Origin of the sequence: Fictibacillus phosphorivorans (assembly GCF_007673525.1) — a bacterium.
Lineage (GTDB): Bacteria > Bacillota > Bacilli > Bacillales > Fictibacillaceae > Fictibacillus > Fictibacillus phosphorivorans_C.
The window spans coordinates 2,811,308-2,825,980 of record NZ_VDZU01000001.1; the positions used below are offsets into that span (position 1 = coordinate 2,811,308).

The following is a 14,673-nucleotide window of genomic DNA, read 5'->3' on the forward strand; positions in this document are numbered from 1 at the left end:
TGTACCTCCACGCTTTCCCTTATAATCTTACGTCAATCTGTGTTTTAAGAGGATCTTCCCTAGAGATCCCTAAATATTTAAGTGTTTCAGAAGGACTTGAATGGTTGAAATGTCTTTGTAATAGAGATATGGCTACTCCTCTTTTATAGGCATGGTAGCCGAATGTTTTTCGCATCGAGTTTGTACCAATCTTACCTTTGATCCCTGCATGTTCTGCAGCTTGATGAATGACTCGATATGCTTGCTGTCGAGTAATCGGCAACTTAGTTTTCTTGGATAGAAATAAAAAATCCTCTCGCTTTAGTTCTGCACATTCAACATACTGAGCAATGATCTTCTTCACGGTTTCGTTTAAGAAAACTTCTCTATTTCCCTCTTTATTGGGAACAGAATAAAAATCATAGACGATTAAATCTTCCGATAGTAAATCTTTTACTTGCATGCAAAGCAATTCAGTAATTTTCAAACCCGTGTTGATTCCTAAAACAAATAGAACATAATCACGTACGGAGCTTTTCTTTAAATAACGTTTAATCGCATTGATCTCTTTAATATCTCTTAAAGCTTCAACATATTCCATCTGAATATCCACCTTATATGATGTTACTTAATACTATTATACCAAAGGGTTATGTAACATTAGAAAAGATATGCTCACTTTTTGCTTTTATTAATCTTTACTTTTCCTAAAAGAAAAAACCCTCTAAAAATTAGAAGGTTTAACTCAATACGATTCTATATGTTCTTCCTGTATTCTAACCATTTTTACATTTGGATAGATTTCCTTCATTCGAACCACCAAGTTCTCTACTCCAAAAATTTCAGTAAATGTATGACTTCCCACAAACAAGTGAATGCCTGCAAATTTTGCATACTGAACGGAATACAATGATTGTTCTCCCGTAATATATGCATCGCAATCTTGTTTCTTAGCGTATTGAATAAGTGCTGTATGATTTCCTGCACCTGTAAGAATTCCTACTTTGTTGATTGGACGATCATGATTTTCCCATGCTTTTACCGGTTCTCCCAACACCTGTTCAAGTCTCTCTTTAAGTTCCATAAATGAAAGTGGCTTATGATAGAGGCCGATACCTGGAAACTCTTGATTATCCTTAAATGTGGAAAAGGTCGTAATTTCATCGATTTTAATTTGTTCGAATAAAGCTGTACTCGTGCCAAATTCCACAAAATCTAGAGGGTAATGAGTGAAATAATGTGAGATATCATGCTTCCTTAATTCATCCTCGCAAGCCTCTTTCATTCCATACACAAAATCCCAAGCATCATGATGGGTGATCAAGAGATCTGCTCGACTATTATGAGCTTTCTCTACAGTCTCTGGCGTTAAGTTTGTAGCATAAGCGACCACCTTGATCTCTTTCTCAACTTTATGCGTAAAACCATATTCCCCCTCGTTTTCAAACTCTTTAAGCCATACTCCAAATAGTTGGGTGATCAAATTTTCAAAATCATTCATTTTCATACTGATATCTCCCATTTCTTGTTTCACCCATTATTACATGTTTTTCCATATTGAGCTAGAAGAAAGACCAAGTACTTAATACTTGGTCGATAGTTGGTATTTATTCTGTTTCATCCTCTAATGAATTCTCGAGGTGCTTCATTAAATCATAATAATCATCTGGCCTTTGGAACTGATCAACAGACCAATGCTGTTTAATCCATTGAGCAACTTCACTCGCACTGTTGAACACTTCACCTGTTGTATCACTGTCACGCACTGTAAAGACCATATTGTCATAATCAACGGTAACATCACATGGAAACTTTCCGTCCTTTTTATAGAGTGAATATTCCACTTCTCTTAGCCTCCTTGTTCATTTCGTTCTTACAGAAGTAATACCCACTCTCGTGATGTTTTATGACACTTTCATTCAGAAGTTTCTAAAATAGGTATAAAACAACGCTACAACGTTCATTCTGATAAAGGATTGTTATTAAAATTTTTGTATAAGATTGAGCTGTTAGAAAATAAAAGCTGATTAAATCACTCTTTAAACATATTTAGGACAGGAGTAAAGAAACATGCAAAGTTTGATGATAAAAATTTTAGGTATTCCACTCGCACTTGTTTTAGCCAACTTTTTATTTAGAAGCGTGGATTTCGAGTTCGTTCAACCTTTTATATGGATTACTGTCATACTAGCTCCTCTAGGTGTATTGCTGGAGTATATCATGGTTCCTCGGATCTCCTATGGCAAACAACTGGCAGTTGATTTTGCTACAAGCTTTGTACTCGTATATCTCTTAGGGCTTGTATTGCCTGGAGTAACTATCTCATTGTGGGGTTCGCTTCTTGTAGCTATCTTGATAACCTGTATGGAAGCAATGGTTCATAAGCATTTGATCTCAGACCACATGGATCACTCATATCGCTAAAAAAAAGTGATTCGTTCTTATTGAAACGAATCACTTTTATTGTTTTCATCTATTTTTCACAAGTATATACGAATGCAGGAGGGAAATTTTTCGGTACAAATGCAATTTCGACAGTTCGAAAAAATTCCTGAAATGTTTTTTTCATCTGAGTAGAATATTGAAAAGCTACGAATACTCCACCTGGTCGAAGCGACCGATATACTTCCTCAACAATCTCTCTTTGCAAGTCACGAGTAAAATTTGCAAAAGGTAGCCCTGAGAAAATTGCATCTAACGTTTCTTCCTCTTTTTCTATGCTACTTAGGATGTAACGAGCATCTTCACAGACCGTATTTCTAGAAAACTGAAGTTTAAGTTTTTTTCTCATCTCTTCATCTTTTTCAAAGATATAAAGCTCTGAACCAGGCTTTAAATTGCGAATGATCTCTTTTGTGATTACACCTGTACCTGCCCCTAATTCAGCAGCGATGTCTATATGATCCCAGCAAAGAGGGTTTGTCATCTTCTTAGCTAAGCTGTTAGAGCTTGGAAAAAGACTTCCGACTTGTTTTGGAGATTGAAAAAACTTTTGTATAAATAAAGGGGTTCCGCCATCCACCCTTAACACCTACTTTAATTCCGATTATTACAATCAATTTTATCTAGTATATTCAGATGCCAAAAGTTGGTGAGAAAATAGATAACCTTGAAATCTTTTTCCCATTTTTTTCTGTTTGTATCTTCATCGTTCAGGGAATATTTATGTGGAGGAAATTATTCGAAGACTAAAAAGGCATTCATCAACTAACTATCATGAAAAAGGGTAGTGGAAAAAATTATAATTGATTAATATGTAAGGTTTTGTTACATTAAAAAATAGTGTACAGCTGAGATAGACAAAAGATTAAATGAGGTGTATGTATGGATTGGATTAACAATTTCATAGGAAGTGTTAACACATATTTATGGTCGTTTATCCTAATTGTTATGTTGATTGGGTTAGGACTTTATTTTACGGTACGAACAAAGTTTGTTCAGTTCCGCATGTTTGGCGAGATGATCCGGCTTTTGGGTGAAGGTGCTAGAGCTGATAAGAAAGGCGTCTCTTCGTTTCAAGCTTTCTGTATCAGTACCGCTTCTCGTGTAGGTACTGGTAATTTGGCGGGTGTAGCACTTGCCATTACAGCTGGGGGACCTGGTGCTGTATTCTGGATGTGGCTGATCGCATTAATCGGTTCTGCATCTGCATTCGTAGAAAGTACGTTAGCTCAGATCTACAAAGTTCGAGATGGGGTCGCATTCCGCGGAGGACCTGCTTATTACATGGAAAAAGCATTGAATGCTCGCTGGATGGGTGTTATTTTTGCCATTTTAATTTCAATCACGTTCGGACTTGCCTTTAACTCTGTTCAATCGAATACGATTGCAAGTGCGTTTGGACAATCTTTTGATATAAAACCTGTTTATGTAAGTATTTTCTTAGCCGTTGTAACTGCAATTATCATTTTTGGTGGCATCAAACGGATCGCCAAAGTATCAGAAATCATCGTTCCAATTATGGCTGGACTTTATATCCTTGTAGCTCTGTTTGTAATGGTTACAAATCTTACAGAACTTCCTGCCGTTTTCAGCATGATCTTCGAAGGTGCTTTTGGTGTAGAAGAAGTAGCTGGTGGAGCATTGGGCGCAGCGATGATGAACGGTATTAAACGTGGTCTATTCTCTAACGAAGCCGGTATGGGTAGTGCACCGAATGCAGCTGCTACAGCAGATGTGAGCCACCCTGTTAAGCAAGGATTGATTCAATCTTTAGGTGTTTTTGTTGATACCCTTTTGATCTGTTCTTCTACCGCCTTTATTATTCTATTATCAGGCATGTATGATTCTAAAGAAGCGGATGGAATTATTTTAACGCAGGAAGCTTTAAACACATTGCTTGGATCATGGGGTGGCCCATTCCTAGCGATCATCGTAATGTTGTTCGCATTTAGTTCCGTAGTAGGGAACTATTATTATGGTGAGTCTAACATTGAGTTTATTAGTACGAACAAAACGTGGTTGTTTATCTACCGATTAGCTGTTGTCGCAATGGTTGGATACGGTGCAATAGCATCTCTTGATTTTGTTTGGAGTTTAGCAGACATGTTCATGGGACTTATGGCGATCATCAACTTAATCGCTATTTCATTGCTTGGAAAAATTGCTTTTGACGCTCTCGGGGACTATCTGAAACAAAAGAAAGAAGGAAAGGATCCCGTTTTCCGACCATCTAGTATCGGACTAAAAAACACAGAAGCTTGGGATGAAGATCTTTCAACAGAGAAATAAATAAAACGAAAGAAAGAAGACTTCCTGAGTGAAGTCTTCTTTCTTTTATGTTAGTTTAAAATGGACGGAACAAATTAAAAAACTGGCATAGAGAGCCAGTTTTATATTACCATTTATCACTCAACCTATTTTAAGTTGCTTTTTCCTCTGCAGGCGGGGAAAGTAAATTCTTTAATTGTTGTTCAAGATCCTGCAAAGAAAGCTCGTATAAATGACGTCCATCTGCTGTCTTATAGATATTATGTAACAATAGATCAGCAATTAAATTTTCTCTTTTTTGATGGTCCGCTGACACGTTCAATCCCTCCTGTAAATCTCTTCAACATTTTACTTACCCTGAAATGATGGAGAAAAAACTTCCATTAATAGTTTATGTAAAAAAATGACGAAGGTGATGTAATTTTATAACCATTATCTTCCGTCAAGGTTACCCGCTTTTGGTTAAATTGTCAATTGTTTCAAGACAATAATTGTCGTCGATACTGTAAAAGATTCGGTAGAAATTGTATGCTAAACAATCTCATATACATAGATAGATAAAGGAGAGGTGTTATGTTTGAAGGTGGTTTAAACGTAGATTATTTTATACTATTACTTGCCATTCTACTCTTACTAGGCGTCGTTACTACGAAGTTCTCTTCACGCTTTGGTGTACCTGCCCTTGTACTTTTTATTGGAATCGGAATGCTCCTAGGAAGTGATGGACTCAATTTTATTTATTTTGATGATCCGCACGTAAGTCAACTAGTGGGCGTAATTGCTCTTATTATCATTTTATTTGAAGGTGGACTTCAGACAAAATGGACTAGCGTAAAACCCGTTCTATCCACTTCACTGTCACTCGCGACGTTTGGAGTATTCCTTACAACAGCCGTTGTCGCGGTATCTGTTAAATTGTTATTGGATGTTAATTGGCTAGAAGCATTTCTGTTCGGTTCGATCGTTGGATCTACGGATGCTGCTGCAGTATTCTCTGTTTTGGCCGGAAAAAATGTGAAAGAGAAGCTTTCTTCGACGCTTGAAGCAGAATCTGGTTCCAATGATCCGATGGCTGTATTTTTAACGATCACATTTATTGAGTTGCTCACAAAAGACTCCACTTCCATTACAGGACTTGTTCTATCATTCTTTTGGCAGATGGGAATGGGAGCTGTTTTTGGCTATTTCTTTGGAAAGCTTGCCGTTTATGCCATTAACCGTATACGACTTGAATCAAGTGGACTCTATCCCGTATTCGCTCTTTCTTTTGCTATCTTAACCTATGGGATTACGATGCTTGCTGGAGCAAGTGGACTGCTTGCTGTATATGTTGCAGCTGTGTTTATGGGGAATAGTCACCTTACATACAGAAACTCAATCGTGCGATTTAACGAAGGTTTCGCTTGGATGATGCAGATTTTAATGTTTGCGATCTTAGGTTTACTTGTTTTTCCGAGTGAGCTGTTTCATATCGATATTATGCTGAAAGGCTTGATGATCTCTTTCGTACTCATTGTTATCGCACGTCCAATAGGTGTTTTCCTAAGTATGCCAACTTCTGCTTTCTCAATTAACGAAAAATTATTTATCTCGTGGTCTGGTCTTCGTGGCGCTGTTCCTATTGTTCTCGCTACATTCCCACTCATTGAAGGGGTTGAGAACAGCCAGTTGCTCTTTAATCTCGTTTTCTTCGTTGTGCTTACATCTGCTCTCATACAAGGATCAACCATTCCTTGGGTAGCTCAGAAATTAAAGTTAACGGAAAAAGAAAAACCTACATCTCCACATGTTTTAGAACTTGTTTCAATCGGTAAAGCCAATGCCGAAATCGTTGAATTTTTTGTACCCGAACATGCAAAAATTATCGGACAGACACTTGAGGAAATTTCCTTACCAAAAGAATCTACTGTAAGTGCAATGATTCGAGGCGATGAATTGATCACACCAACAGGGAGAACAGAGATTCACGCTCACGATATTCTTTACATCATGGCACATAAAACAAAACTGAAGAGTGTAACGGATTATTTATCCAAACAAAATATTGAAAAGAATTAAAGAAAAAGCCGGGAAGCTCTTCCCCGGCTTTTCTTATGCACCTTTTTCTACATGTACTTGATGAGGGTATGGAATCTCGATGCCATTAGCATCCAAAGCTTCTTTTAAAGCTTTACGTAACTCTCTTTCGACCGCCCATTGTTCTCCATTAATCGTCTTAGAAATAATACGAATTACCACATCAGACGAACCTAACATTTGAACTCCTAACACATTCGGCCCTTCCATTATGCTCGGATTCTTTTCTTTTACTTTGTCACAAGCATCTTGTAGTATGACGAGAGCCTTGTCTATATTTTCTTCATAGGCAATACCTATATCAACAAGTGCACGCATATTACCCCGTGTATGGTTCGCAATCGTACTGATCTCACGGTTCGGCATATAGTTCAATGTGCCATCAAATGCTCGTATGTGAGTCGTTCTCAGACCCACTTCTTCTACAATTCCATCGACCCCGCCAATCGTAACATAGTCTCCGACCTCCATCTGCTTTTCAAGAAGAATGAAGAAACCTGTTACAACATCACTTACGAGTCCCTGCGCTCCAAAGCCTATAGCTAGTCCAACTACCCCTGCCCCTGCTATAAGAGTACCGATTTCAAGTCCGAACTGCTTAAATATGATACCAGCAAAAACAAAGATCAATACGTATGAAAACAGGTTGACTACAAGTTTTTGCAGCGTAATAATTCTTCCAGAAGACATCTTTCTATGTGTTGCTGCCTTATCAAACATTCGATTGATCACACGTCTACCGATCGAACGAATCACCAAGAACATGACGATGATCAATAGAAACTTCACTGCCCATAAACCAGCCGCAAGCATAATCTCAGCCCAGTTTATTTTTTCCAGCCACTTTTGCCATTTTTCCAAAAAAACCACTCCCACGATGTACAATAGAATACTCCTTATTGTACAAAGCTTCGAGTGGCTTTTCAATCATTTACAAAAAACTATGGTGCCATAACAGGCGTACGATCAATCTTGAAGCCCATATCTTCTAACATCTTATGATCTGCCGTTGACTCTTGTCCTCTCGTCGTAAGATAGTCACCTACGAATATGGAGTTCGCGGCATACAGACCGAGTGGCTGAAGACTTCTTAAATTCACCTCACGCCCACCTGATATTCTAATCTCCTTCGTAGGATTAATATAACGAAATAATGCAAGTACTTTCAAACAGTAGCGTGGATCTAGCTCATCTGTACCTTCTAACGGTGTACCATCGATCGCATGCAAGAAGTTCACTGGAATAGAATCTGCGTCAAGTATATTAAGACTTCTTGCCATATCTATGACATCTTGTTTCGTCTCTCGCATACCTACAATAACTCCTGAACAAGGAGAGATCCCGCTTTCCTTAACGATGTTTACCGTATTCACTCGATCATCGTATGAATGAGATGTTGTAATATTTTCGTGATTTTGAGCGGAAGTGTTGAGATTATGATTATATCGGTCGACACCCGCTTCTTTTAAACGCTCTGCTTGTTCTGGCTTTAATATACCTAGACAGGCACAAACTTTTAAGCCATATGTATCTTTGATCTCTTTTACAGCTTCAACAACTTTATCCACATCACGGTTAGTAGGTCCACGCCCACTTGCAACGATGCAATACGTTCCAACGTTTAAGTTATACGCTGCCTCTGCTCCTTTTACCATCTCTTTACTATCCATCATTCGATAAGTCTCGATGGGTGCAGTCGACACGATAGACTGTGAGCAATATCCACAGTTCTCTGGGCATGCGCCTGACTTTGTATTAATAATCATGTTGAGTTTTACGAGATTACCATAATAATGCTTTCTGATCTGATAAGCCCCATGCAGCAATAATAGCAGATCTTCATCAGGACAATTTAAGATATCAAGAGCTTCTTCGTTCGTAATTTGTTCTCCACTCAATACTTTGTTTGCAAGAGCATTCCAGATCATCACAACAACACTCCTTTATGATGCATGTTTTGTTCGTTGAGTAATTGATTTTTTACGCGCAAAATTAATTCTTGGAGCTAACATACCTGCACAAATCGCTAAAATAATATCTTTAGGTAGCGGGACCATCATCCATGCCCAAGCCATAGAGTACGTGAAACCTTCTGGTGCATCTGCCCACATTTTATATGCCATGAACATTAGGTTTGTCCCTACAATATAGTTAACCGCTGTTCCAACAAGGGTTGCTACAATGTATGAAGCTTTTCCACCATTCTTTTCAATGATTAATCCCGTAAGATATGCAACCAGAATATACGATAACAAAAACCCAAAGGTAGGACTGATCACTGTTGCAAAGCCACCTTTAAATTGAGCGAACACTGGTGCTCCGACTAATCCGACTAGTACGTATACACTCATCGAGATTGCTCCTAATCTGCTTCCTAACAATGCTCCTGCTAGAATACAGAAAAAGGTTTGCAACGTAATTGGCACCCCACCAACCACCATGAACGGAAACATGGTTGTGATATTTGCACCAATCGCCATTAGCGCTACAAACATACCAACTAGCGTAATATCAATCGTTTTCAAACCGTTTCTTTGTGCTGTCATCTTCATAAACCTCCACATATTAGTTCTGTATACGCTTTAGAATAGCGAAGGTTCATAATTACGTCAACTTAAAATATATTTTAGTTAACATATAAATATTGACTAAACCATTCTAAAAGCTAGAATGGTTTAGTCTGTTTTTATTTAATTCAAGATAATTATTTATCCCCCGTAAACTTGATTCCTTTTACAAAGTATCGGTTAAAGAATGCGTACAGAACGATAATCGGTAATGTAAAGACCATCGATGCGGCCATAATATAGTTCCAAAAAGAGATAAACTGGCCTTTAAATGAGTTCAATCCTAGTGGCAGAGTGAACATGTCTTGATCAGATAAGATGATGAGAGGTCTCATGAAATCGTTCCAAAACGCCATGAATACGAATATTGTCTGAGCTGCAAGTGCCGGCTTAGCAAGTGGCAAAACGATACGGAAAAATGTACCGAAGCGCCCAAGCCCATCGATTGCAGCTGCTTCTTCCACTTCTTTTGGAAAGTTGATGAAAAACTGTCTCATCATAAAAATAAACGTCGCGTTCACCGCTCCTGGAATGATCATCCCTTGATACGAGTTCAACCATCCAAGTTCTTTCAGTATTAAGAAGTTAGGAATGAGCGTTACTTGGAAAGGAATCATCAATACAGCCAAAATCATTAAGAAAATACTCTTCTTTCCTGGAAAGCTTAGTCTTGCGAGCGCATATCCAGCCATAGAGTTGAACAATAAGTTTAATAGCGTTCCGACTGTTGCAATGAACAAACTATTAAACAACCATCTTCCGAATAAGGGCTCTCTCGTAAAGATCTGTTTATAGTTATCAAGTGTAAATTCTTTCGGGATAAAATTAATCGACCCACTTACGATCTCACCAAGTGTTTTAAAGGAAGAAGACAGTGCCCATAAAAACGGAATGACGGTGATGATCGCGTAAACGACAAGGATTACATACAAAGCTTTTCTTCCAGCCGTACGTTTTTTCATGGTATCTCCTCCTTAGTATAGTGATTCTTCTTTTGAAAATTTGCGTTGTAAAAGTGTTGCCACTAAGATGATGATGGCAAGCATGAAAGCAATCGCTGTAGCGTAACCCATCGTTCCAAGTGTCTTAAATGCATATTGATAGATTAAGAGAACGACAGTTAGAGTGGAGTTGTTCGGTCCGCCCGAGCCTCCAGAGAAAATATAAGATTGATCGAAAAGCTGGAATGTACCAATCAGACCCATAATCACCACAAAAGATGTTACCGGTCTTAAGTTTGGAACCGTAATGTGCCAAAACTTTTGAATCGGACCTGCTCCGTCGAGTTCAGCTGCTTCATAATGACTGTCTGGAATATCTTGAAGAGCTGCTAGATAAATAACCATGAAAAACGGTGCCGTCGCCCAAATATTCATGATCATGATGGCGATAAGAGCAACGTCTGGATCACCAATCCAGTTATACGTTGGCAGATTTAAGAACTTTAGTACATAGTTAATCAATCCGTTCTGGTTATACATCCACATAAAAATAAGTGTTAACACAGCGGATGAAGTTAAAGTAGGCAAGAAGTAAACGATGCGAAAGAACTTCTGCCCTTTGAGTCCTGCATTCAATGATGCTGCTAATACTAGAGCTAGGAACGTCTGAGTCGGCACTACGATCGCAACATAGATCGCTGTGTTCTTCAGTGCAATAATTGCTCTATCGTCAAATGTGACCTTCATAAAGTTATCGAGCCCTCTAAACTCATAAGTCGCACCGCCGATCAGTTCTACTTTGTGAAAAGAAAGAAATACAGCGTAAAGTATCGGTGCGATTACAAACACGCCTAATACGAGGAGCGCAGGCAACAAGAATAGATACCCTTGTCCCGCTTCTCTTCTATCTTTTTTTGATAACATCTTCACATGGTTCACCTCGATTCAAAAGTCTTTATTCTGTTACTTTTATCTCTCTGTTCGCCTGTCTCTCTGCATCTTTTAACGCTTCTTTTAAAGGACGGTCACCTAAATAAGCACTCAGAAATTGGTTATTGAAATTGTTCATCACGATTGGCAGTGTTGGACCATCCTGCCATACCGTTGCATATTCTGCTCCACTTACAAGTGGACCGCGAAGTTCATCTTGATCAAAACCTAGTTCAGTAGCTACAGACTTTCTTGTTGGAAGTGCAAAGCCTTTGCTCGTCCATTTCTTCATTCCTTCTTTACCCGTGAGATATTCGATCAGTTCCCATGACTCTTTCTTATGCTCTGATTCTGCATTCATAGCGTATCCGACTGCAAAGGACATCGTCCCTTTTTTACCGTTTACTGTTGGCAGTTCTGCCGTTCCATAATCAAGCTCTGGAAACGTGTCTTCTAAAAAAGGAATGTTCCAGTTCCCTTCCATTACCATGGCTGCGTTGCCACGTCCGAACATCTCACCAGCGGATTGCCCTGCCCCTACTTCTGAAGGTGTTGCTGCAGTCTTATCTTTTATGTGCATATCAACCACTGGCTGGATCGCATCCACGACTTTATCATCAGCAAAAGTGGCTCGACCATCTGTGATGACCTGTCCATCCTGAGATTCTGCCATATAATACATCCGTTCAATCTGTGGAAGCATTCCAAGTCCGTATACTTGTTTCTTTTGATCGGTCAGTTTTTTTGCGACAGCCTCCATCTCTTCCCATGTCTTTGGAGGTTCTTTTATTCCAGCTTCTTTAAACATTTTCTTGTTATAAAAAAGAGCGAGTGTTGAGTAATCCTTTGGCAGACCGTAAAGCTTCTCACCTTCTTTAAAAGCATCAAGCATCGGTTTTTCAAAATCTGCAAGGTCAAATTCTTTTGTCACATACTTATTTAGCGGTTCAACAGCGCCTGTCTCAATGAGAGCAGGAGCTTCAAAAGCATCAAGATAGAATACATCTGCTGCGGTTCCACCGATCAATCGTGTTTTCAAAACATCCATGTATTGATCACTAATTGTATTCAGTTTCACATCAATGTGGGGATGTTCTTTTTCAAAATCTGATAGAACTTCGTTTAACAATTTCTTCTCAGTCGGATTTCCACCCCAACCACTCAGAACAATCTCGGTTTTCCCTGATTGAGTTTCTTCTTTTCCATTGTCATTTCCACAGCCAGATAACACCGTTGCTAAAACCAGCGAAGGTACACCTATTGCAGACAGCCACTTTGTATGTCTCATCTTCTAAAACTCCCTTCTCTACATAAGGTGAACGAACCATTCTATTTTTGAATCACTTCATATCCAGTCGTATTTTCTTTTATCTCTACGGTCGTTTCTTCTTCCTCACGTTGAACATGAACGGAAAGATGTCCTTCTCCAATTTTAATTCGGTCAACTTTTAGTTCTTTCATCTCTTTCAACAGTTCTGGAGAGAGATAGATGACTTTGTTTAAACTATCAGGAAATAATCCAAGAATGGTTTGGATGAAGACTAGTGGTGTCCCTGCAGCCCAAGCTTGAGGTGAACATGCTACGGGGTATTTCACTGCTCTTCCTGTTTTAGAATCATATCCACAGAAAAGCTCAGGCAGTCTGTCATATTCAAAGTGGCTCGCGGCAGCTATCAATCCAGAGATCACCGTATTTGCATCACTCTGGTGTTCTACTTTACTCATGCCAAGCAGGATCATACTGTTGTCATGCGGCCATATGCTACCATCGTGATAACTCATCGGGTTATACCCCGCTTCTCCTTCTGCCATCGTGCGAATACCGTAACCTGAGAAAAATTGTGGAGAAACAAGTTTTTCTATCACCTTACTTGCCTTATGATCATCCAGCATCTCTGCAAAAAGAACATGTCCAGGATTGGTCGTTAAAGTCCCTACCTGCTGTTTATCTTTATCTAATGCAATGGCATGAAACTCCTGATCTTCCATCCAAAACTTTTCGTCATACCGTTTCTTCAGCTTTTCTGCATCAAGACGAAGTTTAGTAGCTTCATCTACTCTACCAAGTACATCCAAAATAGCTGCAATACCGATCTTGGCTTGATAAACATATCCTTGAACCTCAGATAGAGCTATCGGTGTATCTGCATAATTTCCGTTTCGATGTACGATCGAATCACCAGAATCCTTCCAGCCCTGGTTCGCGATCCCTTTACTTGATTCTTGATGATATTCTACGAATCCATCACCATCACGATCACCATATTCATCGATCCAGTTTAGTGCTGCATCTACATTCGACTTCAGCTGCTCTGCCAACGATAAATCACCTGTCCATTTTGTATATTCAGATAAAAGGACCAAAAACAGAGGTGTTGCATCGATCGTTCCGTAATAAGGTGTAAAAGGTACTTGGTTTGTAGAAGCTAGTTCTCCGTATCGAATCTCGTGCATGATCTTGCCAGGTTGTTCATCACGCCAAGGATCTACTTTCGTACCTTGTTGAGAAGCCATGGTTAATAAAGTACCTTTTGCTATTTCAGGATTAAAAGCAAGCATCTGAAGCGCTGCGATCAAACTGTCTCTTCCAAAAGGAACACCAAACCAAGGTAATCCTGCTACTGGGAACGCTCCATGTCCAATGTCCGTTAACAATACGCGAAGATCCATAATGCCTCTGTCGACAAGTCTTTGAAGTGGTTGGTAGTCTGTTTGTACTTTTGTTGTATCTCTTTCCCAATCTGTATAAGAAGTCTTTAAAAGTTGAAGTGCTTTCTCAGGATCCATGACTGTTCCTGACTTTCCGTTAATTTCAGGTGTCACAGAGAATGTTACACTCTTTGCCTCACCGTGATTCAATTGAAAATCAAACGCGATCGTACCATCTTTATTTACCGTCTTTGCCTCTCGATCCCATTGTACTTTTGTAGCCCGTTCAACATCGTCAGCTCCTTTATAGAAGTATGTTAACGAGTTTTCTGTAACTTCTTCGCCGGACCTTTTTCCAATCTCACCATATTGAAAACCTCGAATAATGAACATATCTGTAAAATCAGCGTCAACATGAACACTTATTTCAAAATTGACTGGTTTCGGATAATAGCTTTTTAGCTGTAGTGTCTCATATAATACGCCATCATAAATTAAGCGCTTTCTTTCAATCTCAATAGATTCCCTCCACAGAATGAGTTCTCCGTCTTCTTCCATGTGAGGGTTAGTCAGCAAGATCTTTGCTTCATAATTCTCATCTGCAGATGAAGATAGAAGAATAGGATCTTGACCGTTTATTTTGATATCGAACTTGCTAAGAAACCGGGTATCTTTTGTATACAATCCGAGTCCATAATCGTTCTCTTTAGGAATATTCCCTTTGTCATCTGTTAAAAAAAATAGATCGTTTTCTTTTATTACACGATAGTTCATACCACAAATCCTCCTGATAATATTAGTATAAAACGCATCCGAAACGT

General features: G+C 39.0%; 15 protein-coding genes. 3 read left to right on the forward strand and 12 right to left on the reverse strand.

Annotated elements, in window-relative coordinates:
- Positions 1-19: 19 nt before the first annotated feature.
- The 3 genes from FS458_RS14055 to FS458_RS14065 all read right to left on the reverse strand — a co-directional run bounded on the left by FS458_RS14055 (position 20) and on the right by FS458_RS14065 (position 1,823).
- The gene (locus FS458_RS14055) at positions 20-580 is read right to left on the reverse strand and encodes a tyrosine-type recombinase/integrase (RefSeq protein ID WP_144701491.1); all 561 of its coding nucleotides are present in this window, start codon (positions 578-580) and stop codon (positions 20-22) included.
- Positions 581-724: 144 nt separating this feature from the next.
- Positions 725-1,486 carry a Nif3-like dinuclear metal center hexameric protein gene (locus tag FS458_RS14060; protein WP_144701494.1) on the reverse strand — a complete coding sequence of 254 codons (762 nt, stop codon included), beginning with the start codon at positions 1,484-1,486 and terminating at the stop codon, positions 725-727.
- 100 nt (positions 1,487-1,586) lie between these two features.
- Positions 1,587-1,823 (reverse strand): hypothetical protein, encoded by a 237-nt coding sequence (locus FS458_RS14065; protein WP_137790051.1) that lies wholly within the window; start codon positions 1,821-1,823, stop codon positions 1,587-1,589.
- 226 nt (positions 1,824-2,049) lie between these two features.
- Here FS458_RS14065 and FS458_RS14070 point away from each other — a divergent pair, with 226 nt between their 5' ends.
- Positions 2,050-2,403, forward strand: a complete 354-nt coding sequence (locus tag FS458_RS14070; RefSeq protein WP_144701496.1) for a DUF2512 family protein — start codon at positions 2,050-2,052, stop codon at positions 2,401-2,403.
- Positions 2,404-2,452: 49 nt separating this feature from the next.
- Here the strand turns inward: FS458_RS14070 and FS458_RS14075 are convergent, their stop codons facing one another.
- Positions 2,453-3,001, reverse strand: a complete 549-nt coding sequence (locus tag FS458_RS14075) for a class I SAM-dependent methyltransferase (protein WP_260858641.1) — start codon at positions 2,999-3,001, stop codon at positions 2,453-2,455.
- Positions 3,002-3,303: 302 nt separating this feature from the next.
- Here FS458_RS14075 and FS458_RS14080 point away from each other — a divergent pair, with 302 nt between their 5' ends.
- Positions 3,304-4,710 carry an alanine/glycine:cation symporter family protein gene (locus FS458_RS14080; protein WP_144701499.1) on the forward strand — a complete coding sequence of 469 codons (1,407 nt, stop codon included), beginning with the start codon at positions 3,304-3,306 and terminating at the stop codon, positions 4,708-4,710.
- A 130-nt stretch (positions 4,711-4,840) separates the two neighbouring features.
- Here FS458_RS14080 and FS458_RS14085 read toward each other — a convergent pair whose 3' ends face one another.
- A complete protein-coding gene (locus tag FS458_RS14085) occupies positions 4,841-5,005 on the reverse strand; it encodes a Fur-regulated basic protein FbpA (protein WP_260858642.1) in 165 nt (54 codons plus the stop codon).
- Positions 5,006-5,262: 257 nt separating this feature from the next.
- On the opposite strand from FS458_RS14085, the gene FS458_RS14090 reads away from it, so the two are divergent.
- Positions 5,263-6,747 carry a potassium/proton antiporter gene (locus FS458_RS14090; protein WP_144701502.1) on the forward strand — a complete coding sequence of 495 codons (1,485 nt, stop codon included), beginning with the start codon at positions 5,263-5,265 and terminating at the stop codon, positions 6,745-6,747.
- A 33-nt stretch (positions 6,748-6,780) separates the two neighbouring features.
- Here the strand turns inward: FS458_RS14090 and FS458_RS14095 are convergent, their stop codons facing one another.
- The 7 genes from FS458_RS14095 to FS458_RS14125 all read right to left on the reverse strand — a co-directional run bounded on the left by FS458_RS14095 (position 6,781) and on the right by FS458_RS14125 (position 14,626).
- Complete coding sequence (locus FS458_RS14095) at positions 6,781-7,578, reverse strand: mechanosensitive ion channel family protein (RefSeq protein WP_144703618.1); 798 nt, start codon at positions 7,576-7,578, stop codon at positions 6,781-6,783.
- Between the two features lie 128 nt (positions 7,579-7,706).
- On the reverse strand, positions 7,707-8,693 hold the full coding sequence (bioB, locus tag FS458_RS14100) for a biotin synthase BioB (RefSeq protein ID WP_137790057.1): 987 nt from the start codon (positions 8,691-8,693) through the stop codon (positions 7,707-7,709).
- A gap of 15 nt (positions 8,694-8,708) precedes the next feature.
- Positions 8,709-9,311: a biotin transporter BioY gene (locus tag FS458_RS14105; RefSeq protein ID WP_144701505.1), complete on the reverse strand. Its 603-nt coding sequence runs from the start codon at positions 9,309-9,311 to the stop codon at positions 8,709-8,711.
- A 158-nt stretch (positions 9,312-9,469) separates the two neighbouring features.
- A complete protein-coding gene (locus tag FS458_RS14110) occupies positions 9,470-10,294 on the reverse strand; it encodes a carbohydrate ABC transporter permease (protein WP_144701508.1) in 825 nt (274 codons plus the stop codon).
- A gap of 12 nt (positions 10,295-10,306) precedes the next feature.
- Positions 10,307-11,197: a carbohydrate ABC transporter permease gene (locus tag FS458_RS14115; RefSeq protein WP_144703621.1), complete on the reverse strand. Its 891-nt coding sequence runs from the start codon at positions 11,195-11,197 to the stop codon at positions 10,307-10,309.
- 31 nt (positions 11,198-11,228) lie between these two features.
- Positions 11,229-12,491 carry an ABC transporter substrate-binding protein gene (locus tag FS458_RS14120; protein ID WP_144701511.1) on the reverse strand — a complete coding sequence of 421 codons (1,263 nt, stop codon included), beginning with the start codon at positions 12,489-12,491 and terminating at the stop codon, positions 11,229-11,231.
- 41 nt (positions 12,492-12,532) lie between these two features.
- Positions 12,533-14,626, reverse strand: coding sequence for an amylo-alpha-1,6-glucosidase (locus tag FS458_RS14125; protein WP_144701514.1), 2,094 nt, complete (start codon positions 14,624-14,626; stop codon positions 12,533-12,535).
- Positions 14,627-14,673 lie beyond the last annotated feature (47 nt).